This is a genomic window from Indolivaga capnocytophagoides (assembly GCF_036511535.1).
GTDB lineage: Bacteria > Bacteroidota > Bacteroidia > Bacteroidales > Dysgonomonadaceae > Dysgonomonas_A > Dysgonomonas_A capnocytophagoides.
This window is the reverse complement of sequence record NZ_AP028867.1, coordinates 2,412,758-2,432,932: the sequence shown is the minus strand read 5'-3', so window position 1 is coordinate 2,432,932 and position 20,175 is coordinate 2,412,758. Positions and strand designations below refer to the sequence as shown.

10 protein-coding genes and 1 pseudogene are annotated in these 20,175 nt (G+C 36.7%); 10 read left to right on the top strand and 1 reads right to left on the bottom strand.

The window, feature by feature from the left end; all coding sequences use genetic code 11:
• Positions 1 to 39 precede the first annotated feature (39 nt).
• The gene (locus tag AABJ51_RS09780; protein ID WP_006844260.1) at positions 40 to 174 is read left to right on the top strand and encodes a hypothetical protein; all 135 of its coding nucleotides are present in this window, start codon (positions 40 to 42) and stop codon (positions 172 to 174) included.
• Between the two features lie 802 nt (positions 175 to 976).
• On the opposite strand, the gene AABJ51_RS09775 is transcribed toward AABJ51_RS09780, so the two are convergent.
• Entirely contained in the window at positions 977 to 1,105 is a 129-nt protein-coding gene (locus AABJ51_RS09775; protein ID WP_338372367.1) for a hypothetical protein, read from the bottom strand.
• 5 nt (positions 1,106 to 1,110) lie between these two features.
• On the opposite strand from AABJ51_RS09775, the pseudogene AABJ51_RS09770 reads away from it, so the two are divergent.
• The 9 genes and pseudogenes from AABJ51_RS09770 to AABJ51_RS09730 all read left to right on the top strand — a co-directional run.
• Positions 1,111 to 1,492, top strand: a pseudogene (locus AABJ51_RS09770) (efflux RND transporter permease subunit); the annotation flags it as partial.
• 748 nt (positions 1,493 to 2,240) lie between these two features.
• Entirely contained in the window at positions 2,241 to 5,432 is a 3,192-nt protein-coding gene (locus tag AABJ51_RS09765) for a SusC/RagA family TonB-linked outer membrane protein (protein ID WP_338372365.1), read from the top strand.
• A gap of 11 nt (positions 5,433 to 5,443) precedes the next feature.
• Positions 5,444 to 6,925, top strand: a complete 1,482-nt coding sequence (locus tag AABJ51_RS09760; protein WP_338372364.1) for a RagB/SusD family nutrient uptake outer membrane protein — start codon at positions 5,444 to 5,446, stop codon at positions 6,923 to 6,925.
• 556 nt (positions 6,926 to 7,481) lie between these two features.
• Complete coding sequence (locus tag AABJ51_RS09755) at positions 7,482 to 10,670, top strand: SusC/RagA family TonB-linked outer membrane protein (protein ID WP_338372363.1); 3,189 nt, start codon at positions 7,482 to 7,484, stop codon at positions 10,668 to 10,670.
• 40 nt (positions 10,671 to 10,710) lie between these two features.
• Positions 10,711 to 12,189, top strand: coding sequence for a RagB/SusD family nutrient uptake outer membrane protein (locus AABJ51_RS09750; RefSeq protein ID WP_338372362.1), 1,479 nt, complete (start codon positions 10,711 to 10,713; stop codon positions 12,187 to 12,189).
• Positions 12,190 to 12,234: 45 nt separating this feature from the next.
• Positions 12,235 to 13,218: a redoxin domain-containing protein gene (locus AABJ51_RS09745; protein ID WP_338372361.1), complete on the top strand. Its 984-nt coding sequence runs from the start codon at positions 12,235 to 12,237 to the stop codon at positions 13,216 to 13,218.
• A 320-nt stretch (positions 13,219 to 13,538) separates the two neighbouring features.
• Positions 13,539 to 14,996 carry an amidohydrolase gene (locus tag AABJ51_RS09740; protein WP_338372360.1) on the top strand — a complete coding sequence of 486 codons (1,458 nt, stop codon included), beginning with the start codon at positions 13,539 to 13,541 and terminating at the stop codon, positions 14,994 to 14,996.
• Between the two features lie 484 nt (positions 14,997 to 15,480).
• Positions 15,481 to 18,564: a SusC/RagA family TonB-linked outer membrane protein gene (locus AABJ51_RS09735; protein ID WP_338372359.1), complete on the top strand. Its 3,084-nt coding sequence runs from the start codon at positions 15,481 to 15,483 to the stop codon at positions 18,562 to 18,564.
• A 37-nt stretch (positions 18,565 to 18,601) separates the two neighbouring features.
• Positions 18,602 to 20,149, top strand: coding sequence for a RagB/SusD family nutrient uptake outer membrane protein (locus tag AABJ51_RS09730; RefSeq protein ID WP_338372358.1), 1,548 nt, complete (start codon positions 18,602 to 18,604; stop codon positions 20,147 to 20,149).
• The last annotated feature ends 26 nt before the right edge of the window (positions 20,150 to 20,175 follow it).

The following is a 20,175-nucleotide window of genomic DNA, read 5'->3' as shown; positions in this document are numbered from 1 at the left end:
AAATCCTGATCTTGAAAAACTATTTAAAACAAAAAAACTATGTCAAAAGAAGAAAAAGGAAAAGATAGAGCAGACAGAAAAGCTCCTCAAAAGAATCTAAAAGAGAAACGAGCGGATAAGGCTAATAAGCGAGCAGAAAAGAATCGCAAAGGGTTGGATGACTTGAAAAAATAACGATTAAAGTTTGGACTTTATACTTGGAAGGAGTGAATATATCCTAAGGAGAAGAAACTGACTATAATTCAATGTCTTGTGCTTTAAAAAAAATACTTATACTAAATGCTTAATAAACAGATGTTAACGCAAAATATTAATATGTTGTAATTTGCTCTATTTTTCAGAGCAAATTTTTCAGATATATTTGGTAACTATTATACTTCTTCGTTTTGCCCCATTTTGCTAACTGTAACTCTAAGCAAATGTATGTGTTTTAATATTTATTAACGATATGATTCTTAGATATGCTCGGATTTACGTTTTATTGACCTTACATCTCGCAAGATAAAGTCATTTTTTTTTTTTTTTTGTAATCAACTGTATTTTAACTCGTTACAAAACATTTTCGTCTCATAGGTAACGATTTAGAAACCAGCTTGCCTCTTAGATCTGCTTAATTTCCTTACTATATTAAAGAGCGACTTATCTTTTGTAAAGATATAAAAGTTTTGTTGCAGACAACCTAGTTCTTTTAATTTTCATACATTTGAAAAATTGTACGGTAATAAAAGAGTAAGTCTGTAACGAGTTGATAAGGACCTTTCAAAAGTCGTAAAACAGGAAGAGGAGAAACTCTCTTTAGCAATTTATTAATAAACAGTAGATTGTAATAATATAACACATCTGCTGCTTCGGCTCCAAATCGTAACTGTCTACAAGCCCAAGAGTTATTTCATCTCTATATATGAGCAATGAGCAGGTTAGATTTTTGCGTTTATGTTCTGACAGTGATCGTATAATGATATCAAGTTTGTTTATATTAATCTTCTTTCTCAATGAACAATTTATAATAATTAAGACCTGCTTCTGAGTCATATCCTTTTATGATACGTTCCTCCGATCCTCGAATATTAAGTTCAAAATTATCATCGAGTTTAATCGTTGACACAATCGATTTCCTTTATTGGTATTTTTCTGGCATTCTATCTCTTCGAACTCAATTTTGATCATGGGGGATTTGTCTCATTCATTCTTTTGTCGGGATTAACGATCAATGGGAATATCTATATTATAGATGAATACAACAATATACGAAAGCGTTATCCGAACATAAGACCTTTGAGGGTATATATCAAGGCATGGAATGCAACAGTAAGACCGATATGTCTTACTGTTATATCGATCATATTGGGTTTTATACCTTTTTAATAGGTAAACACAAGGCGGCGTTTTGTTTCCGCTGGCTGTCGGAACAATCCGAGGGCTGGTCGTTTCTTTGGTAGCAACATTTTTGTTCTTACCATTATTTATGGGGGTGATAAGAAGTTCTAAATAATTTGTATATATTCTATTTTTTATTTTCTAGCCGTTCTATAGATCTTCCTTCTATTATAAGAATGAAATACTCATACTAAAAGATGCAACGGAGAATTTGACGAGAATAATATTCCCAATTAAGATATTTTTATAATATTTAATATTAAAGTTTTTTTGTTATAAGCTAAGTCTCTTTTTTGTTTACAAAAGTTGCTCAGAGGTCTTAATTAAAATTAGGAATAAGAAGTTCTAGATATTATCTCGATATTCCTTTATAGAATACCATATATATGGTATTCTGATTCTTAAATATTACAAATAAATTTGCAATACATTAATGTAAAGCTAACAACTATTAATTATTTAATCAAACTTTTAAAATGAACAAATTTAAATTTCTCCTAAAAGAAAGTTTATACCTTTACTTAAAAGTGTTATCAGAGAAGTCTACAAATCAATTATTAAATTCAATATTTTGTCAGAATATCAGGTGTCGAATGCAATGCCGATGTATGTAAATATTCTGACTCGTTTATGTGTTAGGTTGTAAATGATTTCCCCAAAAAAACAACCTTATTTATTGTTCTTACTTGTTACTTTCAAGACACTTTACGCACAAAATAAATTGAGTTAAGATCATCTTCTTTGAGTTAATACAATAATATTTTACTCATCATTATTACTTGCTGCATTTTTCTAATGCAGTAATACTTCTTAGCACCTATAGCAGTGCAAATACAATATATACAATTTTAGAAAAATAAAGCATGAAAAAAATAATCACATTCTTGGTTCTTATCTTTTCATTGACAATCGGGACAATCTTCGCACAAAACCGAAGTATTTCAGGAGTTGTTATTTCATCCGAAGATAATGAACCCATAATAGGAGCTACAGTTATTGTTACTGGAACTCAGATTGGAACAGTAACAGATATCGATGGTAAATTTACTTTAGGTAAAGTGCCCTCGACAGCAAAAAATATAAAAGCTTCTCTTATTGGATATAAGACAAAAGAGGTATCTATATCAGGCAGTATCGTAAATATATCTTTAGAGCCTGATGCCACAGCCTTAGATGAGGTTTTTGTTGTAGCATATGGTACTGCGACACGACAATCTTTTACAGGATCAGCATCGGTCTTAAAATCTGACGCTATTGGCAAGATACAAACTTCGTCAGTTACAAATTCTCTTGAAGGGCAAGCTGCTGGCGTGCAGTTGATTTCGTCAACAGGCCAGCCTGGTGAAAATCCAAAAGTTCGTATCCGCGGTATTGGGTCTATCAATGCAGGGAAAGATCCCTTATATATAGTTGATGGAGCTACTTACGATGGACCTATAAGCACATTAAATTCGGCAGATATCGAAAGTATGACAGTCCTAAAAGATGCAGCGGCTAATTCTCTTTACGGAGCACGCGGAGCTAATGGTGTTATATTAATAACTACTAAGCGAGGAGCTACTGGTAAAACTAATATTTCATTTGATGCCAAGTGGGGTGTTAATAGTCGTGCAATTCCTGAATATGATTTGATTACAAACAAAGGTACTTATTATGAGCAGGCATGGAAAGGACAGTATAATAAACTTTATGATAATTATATAGGTCGGACAACAAATCCTTTAGCTCCGGATGCTGCATCAGCCCAAGCAATTTCTGATCTAGCAGGATCAGGAGCAAACTCATTATCTAAGATTCTTGGAGGATATAATAATTATAATGTGTCATGGGCTGATTTGATTGGAAGTGATGGTAAATTAAACCCCAATGCAAAGTTATTGTATAATGATAACTGGGACGATGCATTATTTAGTAATTCATTGAGACAAGAATATAATGTTAATATAAGTGGAGGGGATAATAAGCAATCCTACTATGTCGGCTTAGGGTACTTAGATGACGATTCATATGCCAAAGGTTCAGGGTTTAAAAGATACAGTGGTCGTGTTAGAGTCGAGAAAGAGATCGTATCCTGGTTAAAAGGTGGAGCTAGTTTAGCTTATGCTCATACTATTCAGAATTATCCGACCACATCGGGAGGGAGTTATGTCAACTATTTTCAATGGACTCGTAACATAGGTCCAATCTATCCTGTATACTTGAGGGATCCGTCAACAGGTGCAATCGTACAAGATAAAAATGGAAAAGACAGGTATGATTATGGTAATGTTTCTTCTTTAGGTTATTCTCGTCCATATGGGGCAATGTCTAATCCTGCTGGTGTCTTGGATTATGACATAAATGAAATAACATTAGACAATATAACAGGTTCAACTTTTTTAGATGCAAAAGTTTATGATGGGTTATCGGTTAGAGCAGCCTTTGATGTGAATACAACATATAAAAATGGGTCATATTTAACGAATCCCTTGTACGGAGATGGTGCTGCTGCTAATGGCTATGTTGAAAAAGAAAATCAACGTTATTTCTCTTATACAGGTTCGGTATTCTTAAATTACAAAAAAAGCTTTGATAAACTCGATGTCGATTTTTTAGCAGGAACAGAAAGTTATAAAAAAGAACGTTCTTATTTATACGGACAAAAAAGTAATATAGCGACCTCTTTTGATCCCGAATTTAATAATGGAGTGGTATATCGAGAACTTAATTCCTACTCTCAAAAATATAGTGTTACAGGATATCTTACACGTTTGAATTTAACATATTCTGATAAATATTACTTAAGTTTAAGTTATCGACGTGACGGATCAAGCCGATTCAGTCCAGATAACAGATGGGGTAATTTTGCTTCGGTCGGAGGTTCTTGGAGAATCAGCCAAGAAGATTTCTTTAAGAATATCTCATTTGTAGATGATCTTAAAGTAAAAGGTAGTATCGGATCACAAGGAAATGACAATCTATTATACGATGATGGATCAACCATTAATTATATTCCATATAAAGATCAGTTTGAAGTCACAAATAACGATGGGAGTGTTTCTGTTAAGCAGACTTATGTTGGAAACAAAGACATTTCATGGGAAAAAAGTATTAATGCCAACTTTGGAATTGAAGGTCGTTTATTTGACCGCTTGAACTTCAGTATCGAATACTATAATAAGACAACCAAGGATATGTTATTTTACATACCGGTTGCTCTATCATCAGGAGTGGCTTCTATGCCAGGAAATATAGGTAAGATAAGAAACTCAGGATTCGAATTTGAAGCAGATGTCGATATTGTTAGAAACTCAGATTTTAGCTGGAATTTAGGTGTAAATGCTGCAACTGTCAATAATAAAGTTTTAACATTACCAGAAGCAAACAGAGCAAGTGGAATTTTTTCATCAGGATATACTAAGATTGTTGAAGGTGGATCTATCTATGATATTTATTTACCCGAATTTGCCGGAATCAATAGTGATGGGAAAAATACATGGAACGTTTATAATGCCGATGGTACCTTCAAAGAAACAACAACAGTTTACAACAATGCCTATACCGCAACAAGTAGACGTAAACAAGGTTCTGCAATACCCGATCTAAGCGGGGGGATAACTAATAGTTTCGCATATAAAGGAATTGATTTATCTTTTGTATTAAGTTATCAACTCGGAGGGAAAGTCTATGATGCTGTATACGCATCAACCATGCAGATGACTGAGTATGGACGAGCAATGCATAAAGATATTCTAAAAGCATGGACAACTGAGAATCAAAATACGGATGTACCTCGTTTAGTATATGGTTACACTGATGCAAGTCGTGCCTCAGATTTATATCTAATCGATGCCTCATATCTGAATATTCGTAATATTTCCTTGGGGTATACGTTACCTAAATCTTTATTGAAAACTTTAAAAATTGACAAAGTGAGAGTCTATGCTGCCGGAGATAATTTAGCATTATTCTCAAAAAGAAAAGGATTAGATCCTCGTCAATATGATTATGGTACTACAGGGTTCAATTACTCTCCTCTACGTACAATATCTTTCGGATTGAATGTAACTCTTTAAAAAAACATAACATGAAATTTAAATTAATTTATATATTAGCTTTATCGTTTTCTTTGCTAGGAACTTCTTGCTCCGATTTTTTGGATGCCGAAGATAATAAAATTGTAACATCAGATGATATACCTGATATTCTGGAACGTAATACAGACGCTTTAATACAAGGGGTATATTCTCGCTCCATTGAATATGCTTTTTGGGCATCTCGACATGATGACTTTGGTCAGAAATCAATTGATTTAGCTGTCGATTTATCTTCTGAAGATATGGTTCATTATGCCAATAAACAATGGTTTATAACGTTTTATCAATTTAATGATAGAGCTGCTTCAAATTCATATAGTCCTGCAAGGCAGTGGGCATACTGTTATGCTCAAATCAGAGATCTAAATAATATCTTAGCTGCTCTTGAAGACGAGTCTACATTATCTACCTCCCAAAAAAATCTAAAGGGGGAAGCATTGGCTCTTCGAGCATTTCATTATTTCACATTGATAAATCTTTATCAAACAGGAGGAACATGGAGTGATATAAAAGATCTTCCGGGAGTTCCTGTTTATTTAACAACAACTTTAACGGGTAATCCTCGTGGTACAGTTGCTGATGTATATGCTCAAATCTTAAAAGACTATGAATTAGCTATACCTCTACTCGAGGGATTTAGTCCTTCTTTACCAACACGAGTAACTAAGGTTGCAGCTGAATTATTAGCTGCAAGAGCTTACTTATATTCAGGAGATTATACAAATGCTCTTAAATATTCAACAGAAGTTGTTAATAGTACAAAGCTTATGGGCACGAGTGATTATACAAAGGGCTTTGCTGATATATCTAATGTAGAGTGGTTATGGGGTGCAGATATAACAAGCGTAAACTCTACATCATGGGCTTCATTCTTCTCTATAATAGATGGGTTGTCTCCTGGATATGGTGGAGATTTAGGTCAGTATAAAACAATAGATCGTCGGTTGTATGACAATATAAAAGAAGGAGATATAAGGAAAGATATTTTCGAAGGTGCAGATGGTGGTGAATATGAGATACCATATTTTCAGCTTAAGTTCATCGATGCAAGTAAAGAGTTCTTGGGGGACTATCTATTCCTTAGGTCTGCAGAAGCATATTACATAAAGGCGGAATCTGAAGTTAGAACCGGCAATCTTACAGGAGCAAAAGAAACTCTTGATAAAATATCCAATGCCAGAGCTAAAACTGGACAGCACCCATATACATGGGCTTCAACAGAATCTCTTTTACTTGATCAAATCTTTGTTCAGAAAAGGATCGAATTATGGGGAGAAGGTCATTCTCTATTCGAATTTAACCGACTGGAAAAAACGATTGACAGGACTTATGAGGGTACAAACCATCCAGTAGCAAATATTATTGGAGGGGATCGTCCTTTGCCATGGCATGATGCCTTGAGGACATTCCAAATTCCAATTAAAGAGATTGAAGGTAATGATGCAATAACCCAAGCTGACCAAAATCCTTAATCGGACTATACATATGGGGTAATGAACCCTGCTTTAATTTTACTTAATTCGAAGAATGGTGAGAAGTGATTTCTCGCCATTCTTTTTTTATTGTCTGATTTTTACTTTTTATAAGAATATTCAATAAAAATGTCAAAATACCATAATAGTGGTATTGGGGATGAGTGATACAAGTTATACTTTTATCATTTGATTTTGAAATGTCAAGAAAATATTTTAAATTTTAAAAAATATAAAATGGGAAAGGTTGTCAGCTGTCTGAAAATAGAAAATATTTGTTTTTCTAACTCTTATAATTCACAATTACGAATGTTCAGTTCAAAATTGATTCTTCCAAAAATATCAGACATTCGAATGTCGATGTTTCACTGCTAACAATTACACCGGAAAAGGAAATTTCGGGACTACAATTATTAAATCATCTTTTCTGATTTATAACGGACTTTGGATAATACAAACTCCAAAGCGAATATATAAAATTTGGTAAAATAAAAGTGCTTCTCCTCCAATTGCAGCCGGAAAAAGAAGCACTAGGTATTCTAAATAATATTAGAACATGGTAAATATACAACTATTTAAGGATATTAGATTATCCTTACAGGGGAAAAAATATCTCTCTTTCTCCTTATTTTTTCTCCTTTTCAGTATTTCAGTTTCTCAAGCTCAAATCTCTATAAGAGGGAAGGTTATTGATAGTCGTAACGGAATATCTGTACCCGGAGCATTAATAAAAGTAAAGTCTGCTAATAATGCCACTCAGTCCGATTTTGATGGAAAATTTGAGTTGTCAGTAAATAATAAATCATTTCCGGTTTCTTTATTAGTATCTTTCTTAGGGTATAAGGCTCAGGAAATAGATGTATATGAATCTGGAGATGACATTATTGTGTCGTTATCCGAAAACAAAAATATATTAGATGAAATAGTTGTAGTAGGGTATGGTACTGCAAAAAGGTCAACGTATACTGGATCAATAGCAATTGTAGGTAGTAAAGACCTTGAAAAACTACAAATAACAAATATTAGTAAAGCATTGCAAGGTACAGTACCTGGATTACAATCGGTATCATCGGCTGGACAGCCGGGGAGCGATGCCGCAATTTATCTTCGTGGAGTAGGATCTGTAAATGCTTCAAGTACACCTTTATATGTTGTTGACGGTGTGCCGTTTGCCGGGAATATAAGTTCGATCAATGCGAATGATATTCAATCTATTTCGGTGTTGAAAGATGCTACTGCCAGTGCTTTATATGGCTCGCGTGGTGCAAATGGGGTGATAATAATTACTACTAAACAAGGAAATTCAAATCAGAAGGCTGTAGTTTCTTTTTCGTCTAACATCGGCTTTACATCAAGAGCCGTGAAAGATTACCAGACTTTAGGTATCAAAGACTATTACGAATTGCAATGGGAGGCAATACGCAACAATCAGCTCGATCAAGGAAAATCATCGGATGCTGCCGCTGCTTATGCTTCGTCCGAATTGGTTGGTTCTCTAAAAGTAAATCCTTTCGGTTCAAGTTATCCTCAACCTGTCGGCATTGACGGAAAAATTGTATCAGGTGCAGAACCATTATGGAACGACAGCTGGGCAGATGCCCTATCTCGGACAGGTGTTCGCCAACAATACGATTTGAGTATAGCAGGAGGTAGTAGCAACTCCAAATATTTTATATCAGGAGGTTATCTGAACGAGAAAGGATTTATTATCGGATCTGATTTTGAGCGATTTAATGCCAGAGCAAATGTAACCTCAACCGTAAATAAATGGTTTGAGACAAATTTTGGAATATCGGCTTCTACAAGTAAGCAAAGCGCTCCCCCTCAGACCGATAGCAGTACCGGAAACTTTGCGAACTTTCAACGGTTAGTTGCTGATATTTATCCCGTTTACGAAAGAAACGACGATGGATCGTACGTCTTAGATGCAAACGGAAATAAAGTATATGACTATGGTAACTACCGTCCGAGTTCGGCGGCAACAGGTAATAATCTGTTGGGTAATGCCAAGTATAATAAATATGATAACAAACAAGATGTTGTATCATTCAGGGCAAGTACAATAATATCTTTTACCGAAGGACTAAAGCTGAAGAGTAGTGCAAATGCCGATTACAATGCACGTGTAACCCATTCGTACACCAATCCGGCTTACGGATCGGGTATCAGTACGGGAGGATCGGTTAGTAAAGGGTCGAGTCGTGCATTGGGTTATACCGTTAATAGTTTCTTGGATTACACATTGAATCTGAAAGATAAACATTTCGTGAATGTATTGACCGGTCCCGAAGTATATGTCTACAATGTATCGTCGTTGTCGGGCAGTCGCAGTAATTTTGGTTTTCAGGATAAAGATGAACCTGCCGCTGCTTCATTGCTGAATAGCTATACAGGAGCTTCGGATAACTATAAATTGGCTAGTTATTTAGCTAAGATTGATTACGATTACCTACATCGTTACTATTTGTCTGCGAGTTTTCGTCGAGATGGATCGTCACGATTCAGTAAAGATTCTCGCTGGGGTAACTTTTGGTCGATAGGGGCTTCGTGGAATGCCAAGTCAGAACAATTTCTTACTTCAGTAAAATGGATTGATAACCTTACAGTACGTAGCAGTTATGGTGCTCAGGGTAACGATAACCTAGGAACTTATTATGCTTATCAAGATCTATACTCTATTTATAATAGTTTAGGTGAAGCAGGATTGATTAGTTCACGTTTACCAACTCCCAATCTGAAATGGGAAACAAATCTGAATTTGAACTTTGGGGTCGATTTTTCTGCATTTGATAATAGACTGATTGCATCAATTGATATATATGAACGTAAATCTAAAGACCTGTTATTTAGTCGTCCTCTTGCTCCCTCTCAAGGTTTTAGCGAGATAGATGCAAATATTGGCGCACTACGAAACAGAGGTATTGAAGGGCAGATACAAGTCTTACCTGTCCGTAACAAAGATTTCACATGGAATGTAAATCTGAATTTTGGTCACTACAAGAATAAGATTACCGAATTGCCTCAAACCGAAATTATATCGGGAAGTATAGGTCAATTAGGTTCAACTAAAAAAATGGTTATCGGAGGTTCTATCTATGACTTCTTTATCCGCGAATGGGCAGGAGTTAATCCTGCTACGGGAGATGCCCTTTGGTTTAAAAACGAGACTACAACAGATGGTAATGGTAATAAAATAATAACAGGGCGTACGACGACCAATGTGTATGCCGATGCCGATTCGTATTTTCAGGGAAGTTCATTGCCCGATATATACGGTGGTATAACGAATACCTTTACCTACAAAAATTTCGAATTATCGTTCCTTTTTTCTTACAGTATAGGAGGGAAAGTTTTGGACTTAGATGAGGTAATGATTTCTCATACCGGAAATAATCAGGGAAGAACATGGTCTAAAGAGGCTCTTAAAAGATGGACTCCCGAAAATACCGATACTAACTATCCTAGACTAACAACTACCACTACCAGTTGGAATTCTATCTCGTCGCGCTTTCTGTACGATGCTACCTATGCCCGATTGAAGAATCTTAATTTCTCTTACACTCTTCCACAATCTTTGTTATCGCAGGCAAAGTTGAAAGATGTAAAGCTGAAAGTTAATACCGAAAATCTGTTTACAATCTTCGGACATAAGGGTATGGATCCCGAGCAGTCTGTAGACGGTGTAACCTACTATCGTTATCCGGCACAGAAATCTGTATCGTTTGGAGTTGATATTTCTTTCTGATAATAATTAAGATTTGAGGTCTGATAAAAACAATAAAATTATGAAATCAATATTTATATATATACTGGCAGCATCATCTGCATTATTCTATTCATGCAGCGATAGTTTTTTCGAAACTTCACCATCCGGCGACTTAACCGGAAGCGAAACTTACTCCACAACAGACAATATAGATGCTGTAGTAAACGGAACTTTACGGTATCTGATGGAAAACGCTACCTCTCAGGATAATCCGGGATACAGTGCCATTCTTTTGACTCAGGAGGTGATGGGCGAAGATGCTATTGCCCGTGATGGAGTTTATGGTTACAGAGATTCTTATCCGTATAAAGATCCGTATGACAATACAACCCGTCGTGCTCTTTTCTTCTGGACACTGCAATACAAAGTAATAGATAATGCCAACAATATATTGGATAAAATAGATGCAGCACAAGGTACCGACGATGATAAAAAATACCTGAAAGGGCAAGCATACGCTTTACGTGCATTTGTGTACCTGAATCTTGTTGTGCAATATCAGTTTACATATGTCAAAGATAAAACGGCAAAAGCGGTTCCTATTTATACCGAACCTACTGTGCCAACATCGGTGGCAAAATCAAAATCAACGGTAGAGGAGGTTTATAATCAGGTAATTTCGGATCTGACCGAAGCCGAAAAACTATTGACCGGATTTACCCGCTCAGTTAAAAATCGTCCAAATCTGAATGTTGTTCAGGGTCTTTTTGCCAGAACATATCTTACTATGGGCAATTGGGCATTGGCTGCAGAATATGCCGAAAAAGCAAGAAAAGGATTTCCGATAATGGAAGCTGATCAGTACACTCTGGGTTTTAATGATGTGAGCAATGTAGAGTGGATATGGGGACATCCTCAGACTGCTGATCAGAATTTGGGGGGCGCATCTTATTTTGCTTATCTTGATGTAACACCCACTACCGGATATCGTAGCATTATGCCCGACCCACATTTTAGACAGTTGTTTGATACTAAAGATATCCGTTATTCATTATTCGAGCTTGTAAAAACAGCATCCGATCCTATGTACAGATGGTATAAATACAAAAAGTTTGTGAATAAATCGGATAAATCGGGTAATATTCCTTTGATGCGTTCATCCGAAATGGTACTGATAGAAGCTGAAGGTAAAGCCCGTAACCACGATTTGCAAGGTGCTGTTGATGCATTGAATGAATTGAGAACAAAAAGAAAGCTCGATCAGATATCACAGACCGATTATACCGAAAGTAAATTGATAGCTGAAATATTGCTGGAACGTCGTCGCGAGCTTTGGGGCGAAGGATTTCGATTACCAGATATCTTACGTTTGCAAATAGCACCGGACAGAAGAGAATCGACCGAAACTTATGTCAATACAGCGGGTGAAACCATTGTAGTGAAAGGACATTATGTGTGGACATTCCCAGATAAAACAGCCTTGGTGCCTAATAGTCCTTATTATTTATTCTCGATTCCGGTAAATGAGATAAACAATAATCCTAATCTGAACAAATAGAATTGCATAGCTCTGTTTTTCAATAATTAAAAACTTTTTACAACAATGAAATATATATTATCCATATTGCTGTTTTCGATAGTGTTGTCCGTCAATGCACAGCACAGCGATAATCTAAAACTGACGGGAAGTGTAGATAATGTGACGAAGGGTAAAGTTTATTTGCAGAAATTCGAAAATAAGATGTTTCATGTAATAGATTCGGCTGCAATATCTAACGGAAAGTTTGCTTTTGCAACAAGTGTACAATTGCCTGAAATATATGGCTTAACGCTTGATACCAACAGAGGTTCTCTGTTGGTTTTTCTCGATGATAATGCCGTATCAGTAAAACTCGATTCAGCATCGTATTATCGTAATAGTGTTGTTAACGGATCGGCTTTACAGGATCTGTTTGTGTCTTATAAAAAAGAGAGACATGTGAAAATCGATGAATTTATAAAGTCGCATCCAAAGTCGTTAGTTGCAGCTTATGCTTTATATCGCGATTTTTCGTATCGGTTATCACCTGAAGAAATCAAATCGAATATAGCGTTGCTCGATCCGTCTTTGCGCGAAACTCCATATGTTAAAGTTCTCGAAGAATTGACCAAGACTCTCGAAATTGTTTCTGTTGGGCGAAAGGTTCCCGATTTTACAGCGAACGATCCGGAAGGAAACCCTGTTCGGTTGTCTGACCATTTAGGAAAAGGATATGTACTTATCGACTTTTGGGCTGCATGGTGTGGGCCTTGCCGAAAAGAAAATCCGCATGTCGTAAAAGCCTATAATGAATACAAGGATAAAGGCTTTGATGTATTTGGTGTATCGCTCGATCGAAAAAAAGAAGCTTGGATAACAGCCATTCAAAAAGATGGATTGGTATGGACACAAGTTTCCGACCTTCAGTTTTGGGACAGCGCTCCAGCCAAGTTATACGGAATCAGAGCTATACCATCTAATTATCTGGTGGATAAAGAGGGTGTGATTGTAGCTAAAAATCTACGGGGCGAAGATCTCGAAAAGGTATTGGCTGACTTGTTGAAATAATGCTCTCAATCTCCTTTTAACAGGTAAAATATTTTATCTATAAAAGGGATCTTTGAATGTGTGGATTTTAAATGTTGCTGTACTTTCTTCTTATCTGAAAAAGAATAGAGATTATAATATCTCGGCATAGTATTCAAAAAAAAAGAATGAGTGAGAATACATGTGTTGTTACTATTGTCACTATTGTTACTTTTTGTAGTGTAAACGATTGATAAATAGAAAATATATGAGGTGACAAACGTGTATACTTTTTGTATATAAATGTTACTCTTTGTCACCCTATAAATACAGATTATAATACAAAATATATAAAATACGAAATGAAAAAGTACTTACTATCAGCTGTATTGCTCGCATCTGCTATTGCGGGATTTGCTCAGAAAAAGCAAAAAGATGTATTATCTAATAATGTATCTATTCAGTATTTGAATAATTCGTTTCAGAAATACGATAAGCTTCAAAAAACGATTTGGCGCGAGGCTGAATTGGGTTTTCTCGAAACCAAAAGTTCGGGGTTGTTGCAAGAACATCTGAAAGAGAATGGCTTTACTGTTGAGGCCGGTGTTGCAGGTATGCCTACCGCATTTGTAGCCAGTTATGGATCGGGTCAGCCGGTTATTGCCGTATTAGCCGAATTTGATGCATTGCCGGGATTATCTCAAGATACAGTTCCTTATCGTAAGCCTTTAGTTGATGGTGCCGGAGGGCATGGTTGCGGGCACAATGCTTTCGGGGTAGGTGCAGCTGCGGGTGCAGTAGCCATCAAGCAATGGCTCGAAAGTGGTAAACATACCGGAACCATCAAAGTATTCGGAACTCCTGCCGAAGAAGGCGGTGGCGGTAAAGTATATATGGTAAGAGACGGACTGTTTAATGGTGTAGATGTAGTACTCGATTGGCATCCGGGTTCGAGCAATGCCGTTTCTATCGATACAGGTACAGCTATACAGATGATCGATTATAGCTTTTACGGTATAGCTGCACATGCTGCAGGTAGTCCCGACAAAGGTCGTTCGGCTTTGGATGGGGTAGAGGCTTTCAACTTCATGGTTAATTTGCTTCGCGAGCATGTGCCAACCTCATCTCGTATTCATTATGTGATAGCCAACGGAGGCGAAGCTCCTAATGTGGTTCCAGATTATGCAAAGGTATCGTATTATATACGCAGCCCTAAAAGAGAAATACTGAAAGACCTTGTAGAATGGCTTGGTCAGGCTTCGGAAGGAGCAGCTTTGGGTACACAAACCAAAGTAAAGGCTGAGATTATTTCGGGCTTTTACGAACGTCTCAATAATCGTAAGTTAGCAGAACTTGTACAACGAAACCTCGAACTGGTTGGAGGTGTACATTACGATGCACGAGAAAGAGCTTTTGCCGAAGAAATAGTTAAAGGAATAAAGAGAGATGTAAGTATCTTAAATGATGCCGAACAAATAAAGCCATTACAGGACGAGAAACCGTCTTTGGGTGGCGGATCATCCGATGTGGGCGATGTTAGTTGGGTAGTACCTACCGTAAGTTTCAATACGGCAACTTTTGTACCGGGAAGTGCAGGACACAGTTGGCAAAATGTCGCTTCTGGCGGAACTACTATCGGAACCAAGTCATTGATAAATACAGCCAAAGTATTCAGTTTGTCAGCCATTGAATTGTATACAAATCCTCAATTGATAAAGGATATAAAACAAGAATTCGAATCGCGCAGAGGAGCCGATTTCAAATATGTGCCTCTATTGGGCGATCGTAAACCTGCCTTGGATTACAGATTGAAGAAATAAGGTTTCATACTGTTTATGGGCAAGTTGTTGCATATAATAATAAGCGATGGGGCATTTACTTAAAACCCCATCAGCTTATTACATCAAAACTAGGTTATTTAAATATTAATCAATATAATAGACACTATGAATGGTTTTGTTAAATTTAGACACTTCTATCTTGATGATAAGAAGAGTGACGAACAGGAGTTACTGTTCTGCAATATTACAACACAAATTTTTCGACTAGTCAATACCAAATCTGCTTCTCTTTGTATGCACATGCGAATGTGTTGCTAATGTATTTTTCTATCTCCTAAATAAATCGATCGATTTATTTTCCTCTACTGATATTCGTCCGAGAATATATCTCGTGTTAAGAGTTCATCTCTTAGCTATGATATCTCCATGTCTTTTGTCGAATATTATCAATAATTAAAACAACTTAAAAACAAGCGCTTTAAGTCAATTATAGATTGACTATTGATGCATTTTATTTAAAAATATGGTAAAGATTATTCGGTTTTTCTCAATACCCAAAGAAGCTTATATGTTCTTATTCTTCTTGTTCTGTTCCCTGAATTTAATAGGGCAAACAGAGATTAAAGGATTTGTAGTTGATCAAAAAACTCAAGAACCTTTGGTCGGGGCTACAGTCGTATTTGTGGAATTTAATCAGGGTGTTTCTACAGATGTTGATGGTTCTTTTTATTTGCAGTCGTCAGCAGCATTACCTGTGACTATTAAAGTCTCCTTACTCGGATACAAAGAGCAGGAGGTGGATATCTATGAGAATAAGTCACCTTTAAAAGTTCAGCTAAAAGAAGACTTGAATTATCTCAATGAAATAGTGGTTGTCGGTTATGGTAGCCAGAAGCGAAAAGAGCTTACCGGTGCAATCTCATCTGTATCTAAGGATAACTTATCGCAGGTAAGCACATCTTTTGATGGATTGCTGGGGGGAGCAGTTGCGGGACTGAATGTATCTCAAAGCTCAGGTCAGCCGGGTACTACATCTAATATAAGAATTAGAGGAGGCAACTCGGTAAATGGTGGAAATGAGCCTCTTTATGTAATAGATGGTGTAATTATCTATAACGATAATTCTTCGGCAAATTTAGGAATCAGCAGGTCAGCCGGTTCACTAAATCCTCTGGCAGCATTGAGTCCGAACGATATAGAATCTATTGAGGTTCTGAAGGATGTTTCAGCATCAGCCATATACGGATCGCGTGGTGCAAATGGGGTAATTATCATCACTACTAAGAATGGTAAGAAAGGCAAAACCAATATTGAATATCAATATTCAATAGGCTGGCAACAAGCCCGAAAAAAGCTTGACTTGATGAATGCCAAAGAATGGGGCAATTTATATCTCGAAATAGCATCAGCCGAAAATATAAGTGAAACAGGTCTTACAGTCGATAAAGTTGCTCAACTTGGTGAAGGAACTGATTGGCAGGATGCTGCCCTTAGAACTGCAACTACTCAAGATCATCAGCTATCGATAAGTGGAGGAGATGATAAGACCAGGTATTTACTATCCGGTAATTTTACCGATCAAGATGGTATTTTATTAAATACCAATTTTAAGCGTTACAGCGGAAGGTTTAATTTCGAAAGAGACTTATTTTCGAATCTAACTGTAGGATTAAATGTTACAGGTAGTAAATTGGAGCAGAACGGGTTGAGTAATTATTCCGGATTATATGTTAATGGTGTATCTAATTCATTAGATTATGTATTAAGGATTCCTCAGGTAGTTTCGATTTATAATGCAGATGGTGGTTATAATTATAATAACCTATTTGAAAAAGGAGACCTCAGATTTGGAGATACAACCGTAAATGCGATTTCGGATTTGGTTAATACCGATTCGCAGACAAAGAATAACTCCCTTATCGGTAATTTTTTTGCTAAATATACTATTCTGCCCTCATTGGTAGCAAAGTTTAGTGCTGGTACTAACCAGATTAATACGACGGTGAACTTCTTTGCTCCATCTAGTGCTGCTGCCGGATTTTTGGCAAAAGGATATGGTAGTATCGGAAATAAGAGATTTGACTCATGGCAATACGAGTACACTCTTAACTATACTAAAAAGCTAAATGACAGTCATTATATAGATGCATTGGCTGGTTATACCACTCAAACCACAAAAACAGAATATGCTACAGCATCAGCCAGCAATTTTGCCAATGAGCAATTGTCATTCTCTAATCTTCAGGGAGGAGCAACTCTTTTATCGCCAAGTTCGGGAGGTACTGAATCCATTCTGAATTCCGTATTAGGGCGTGTAAATTATTCATTCAAGAGCCGTTATAATCTGACTGCTACTTTTAGAGCAGATGGTTCTTCACGCTTTGCCGAGAATCACAAATGGGGCTATTTTCCTTCTGTCGGTTTATCGTGGAATGTAAGCGAAGAGTCTTTTCTTCGTGATAACAAAACTATAAATGATTTAAAACTGAGGGGGAGTTTTGGTGTTGTCGGTAATCAAGAAATAGGAGATTACAGATACGAGGCTACATATGCAACTAGAACTTATTCGTTCAACAATCAATTGGTTACAGCATATGCAAGATCAAATGCCGAGAATCCCGATCTGAAATGGGAGCAAACTTCCCAATACAATCTAGGATTTGATTTGAATCTGTTTAATAGGCGATTAGGCATTGTTGCAGATGTATATTATAAAAAGACAAGCGATTTGTTATTGGATGTACCTGTTGAGATAACAACAGGGTTTGCTACCAAACTCGAAAATGTAGGAAATGTAACCAACAAGGGTATTGAGTTTGCCGTAACCGGAAACATTATTGATGACAAACAGTGGCAATGGAATTTATCTGCCAATATAGCCAAGAATGTAAATGAAGTAACCAACATTGGTAATCTCGATTACTTCTTATCAGGGAACACGATTATAAAGAAAGGCGAAGCTTTAGGTTCTTTTTATGGTGTTGTGTTTGATGGGATAGTGCAAACAGGCGATGATTTATCTAAAGTACCGGCTCCCAGTTGGAAACCTGGTGTAGAACCCGGTGATGTTAAGTATGTGGATCAAAATGGTGATAATGCAATAACTCAGGACGAAGACAGAGTTGTATTGGGATCGATACAACCCGATTTTATATATGGTTTTTCTACTACAGTTAGTTATAAGTCTTTGAGCATTTCTGCTGTATTTCAGGGTAGTAAAGGCAATGAAGCATATAATCAGCTGAGACAAAATCTGGAATCACCTTCAACCAGCTACAATGTTTTATCTACACTACGAGATCGATGGACTACAAGTAATCCTTCAACTACAATACCCAAAGCCTCGGTAACTTCAGCTACATGGTTAGATAGTCGATATGTTGAAGATGCCTCTTATCTCCGATTGAAGAATGTGACACTTAGTTATATTTTACCTGTGAAGATAGTAAAAGCACCACAGACAAAATTCAGAATTTTTGCGACAGGTCAGAATCTATTGACATTTACGAACTACAAAGGGTACGATCCCGAAATTGCAAGTGGTATAGATTCGGGCGCATATCCGACTGCCAAGACAATCTCTTTCGGAATAAATATATCATATTAAATTATTAACCTATACGATTATATATAAACAGAACAATATGAAAAAGTTATTATATATTTTAATCTTATCGAGTGTATTGGTTTCATGTAGTGACAGTTTGAATGTTACACCCGTAGGTACACTGATGAGTGGTAATTTTCCGGCAACCGACGATGATGCTATTGCATTAACTAACGGAGTGTATGCACCTAATGTAGGTATTAGTACATCATTGGCATATCTGATTGATCTGACAACTGAAACTACAGTTTCGGGCGAAAATCCCAATAGTGGAGGAGGGTTGTTAGGTTTACTTCAGTGGGATCCTACTAACAGTTATGTAACATCTGTATGGACAGCCTTTTATGTGGGTATTACAAGTGCCAATGATGTTATAGACAAACTATCGGACTCGAAAAATATATCCGAAACCATTAAGAATAGATCAATCGGCGAAGCTAAATTTTTACGTGCTTATTATTATCAGTATGCCGTGCAGTTTTGGGGCGAAGTACCTTTGGTGTTACACAATGCCGATGGAACTAATACAACTCGTGCATCAGTCGATGATGTATATACTCAGATTGTAGCCGACTTGCAAGATGCAGCCGAATTATTACCTAATGTAAGTAGTTATTCCGATAGTGATAAAGGACGAGCTAGTAAAGGAGCTGCACATGCCTTATTGGCAAAGGTTTATTTGGTATGGGGGCAAACCTCCGATACGGGAGGATCAACTGCTCAAAAAGAGAAGTTCCAGAAATCAGTAGAAGCAGCCAATAATGTAAAGGGATACCAATTGGAAGAAGAATTTTTGGACAATTGGAATGTCAGCAATAAGAATGGCAAAGAGAATATTTTCTCAACACAGCATGCTTCGGGTACAGCCACCGATGGCAGTGGTGGCAACCACTTGGCTCACTGTGCATTTTCAAGTGGATTTAGTAATTCTACTCCACATGTACTTATCTCAGATAATAAGTACTACGATGCTTTTGATGATCGTGATCAACGAAAAGCAGGAACATATGCTAAAGAATTATTAAATCCTGCGACCAATCTGGTGTTTACATTTACACGTCCTCGTTTTCGTAAATACATAGATATCAGTGATCCTTTAGGTTCGGCCAGCAATCGTAATATCGACCGTTCTATTTTGCGCTATGCTGATATTCTACTGGTTAAAGCTGAGGCGATTAATGAATTGAATAATGCACCGACTCAAGATGCATATGAAGCTATCAATGAGGTGAGGAGACGTGCCTTCAGACATTTCCCTGTAACCGAAGCTTCAACAGATGATCTACCTGCTAATCTCGATTATTCCGGCTTTAAAAAAGCTATTCAGCAAGAACGTATGTTTGAGTTGACCTACGAACAAAGCCATTGGCTTGATCTTGTGAGATGGAGAATATATGTAAAGACCTTGAAAGAATCGGGCTTGGATGAAAGCTATAAGAAGCAATCGGTAAGCCTCAAGAATTATAGATTTCCTATACCTCAGTCACAACGTAATATAAACCCTTATGGATTGTGGCAAAATTGGGGATACGATGGATATGATGAATCGAAAACAGGAGCAAACCCCTACAATGGTTTTAATTAAGATAGTACTAATTATAAATAATAAAG

Bases quoted from the DNA above. Each gene is read 5' to 3' on its own strand.
- AABJ51_RS09730 (WP_338372358.1), top strand. From the start codon at position 18,602: ATGAAAAAGTTATTATATATTTTAATCTTATCGAGTGTATTGGTTTCA.
- AABJ51_RS09765 (WP_338372365.1), top strand. From the start codon at position 2,241: ATGAAAAAAATAATCACATTCTTGGTTCTTATCTTTTCATTGACAATC.
- AABJ51_RS09780 (WP_006844260.1), top strand. From the start codon at position 40: ATGTCAAAAGAAGAAAAAGGAAAAGATAGAGCAGACAGAAAAGCTCCT.
- AABJ51_RS09745 (WP_338372361.1), top strand. From the start codon at position 12,235: ATGAAATATATATTATCCATATTGCTGTTTTCGATAGTGTTGTCCGTC.
- AABJ51_RS09760 (WP_338372364.1), top strand. From the start codon at position 5,444: ATGAAATTTAAATTAATTTATATATTAGCTTTATCGTTTTCTTTGCTA.
- AABJ51_RS09740 (WP_338372360.1), top strand. From the start codon at position 13,539: ATGAAAAAGTACTTACTATCAGCTGTATTGCTCGCATCTGCTATTGCG.
- AABJ51_RS09755 (WP_338372363.1), top strand. From the start codon at position 7,482: ATGGTAAATATACAACTATTTAAGGATATTAGATTATCCTTACAGGGG.
- AABJ51_RS09750 (WP_338372362.1), top strand. From the start codon at position 10,711: ATGAAATCAATATTTATATATATACTGGCAGCATCATCTGCATTATTC.
- AABJ51_RS09735 (WP_338372359.1), top strand. From the start codon at position 15,481: ATGGTAAAGATTATTCGGTTTTTCTCAATACCCAAAGAAGCTTATATG.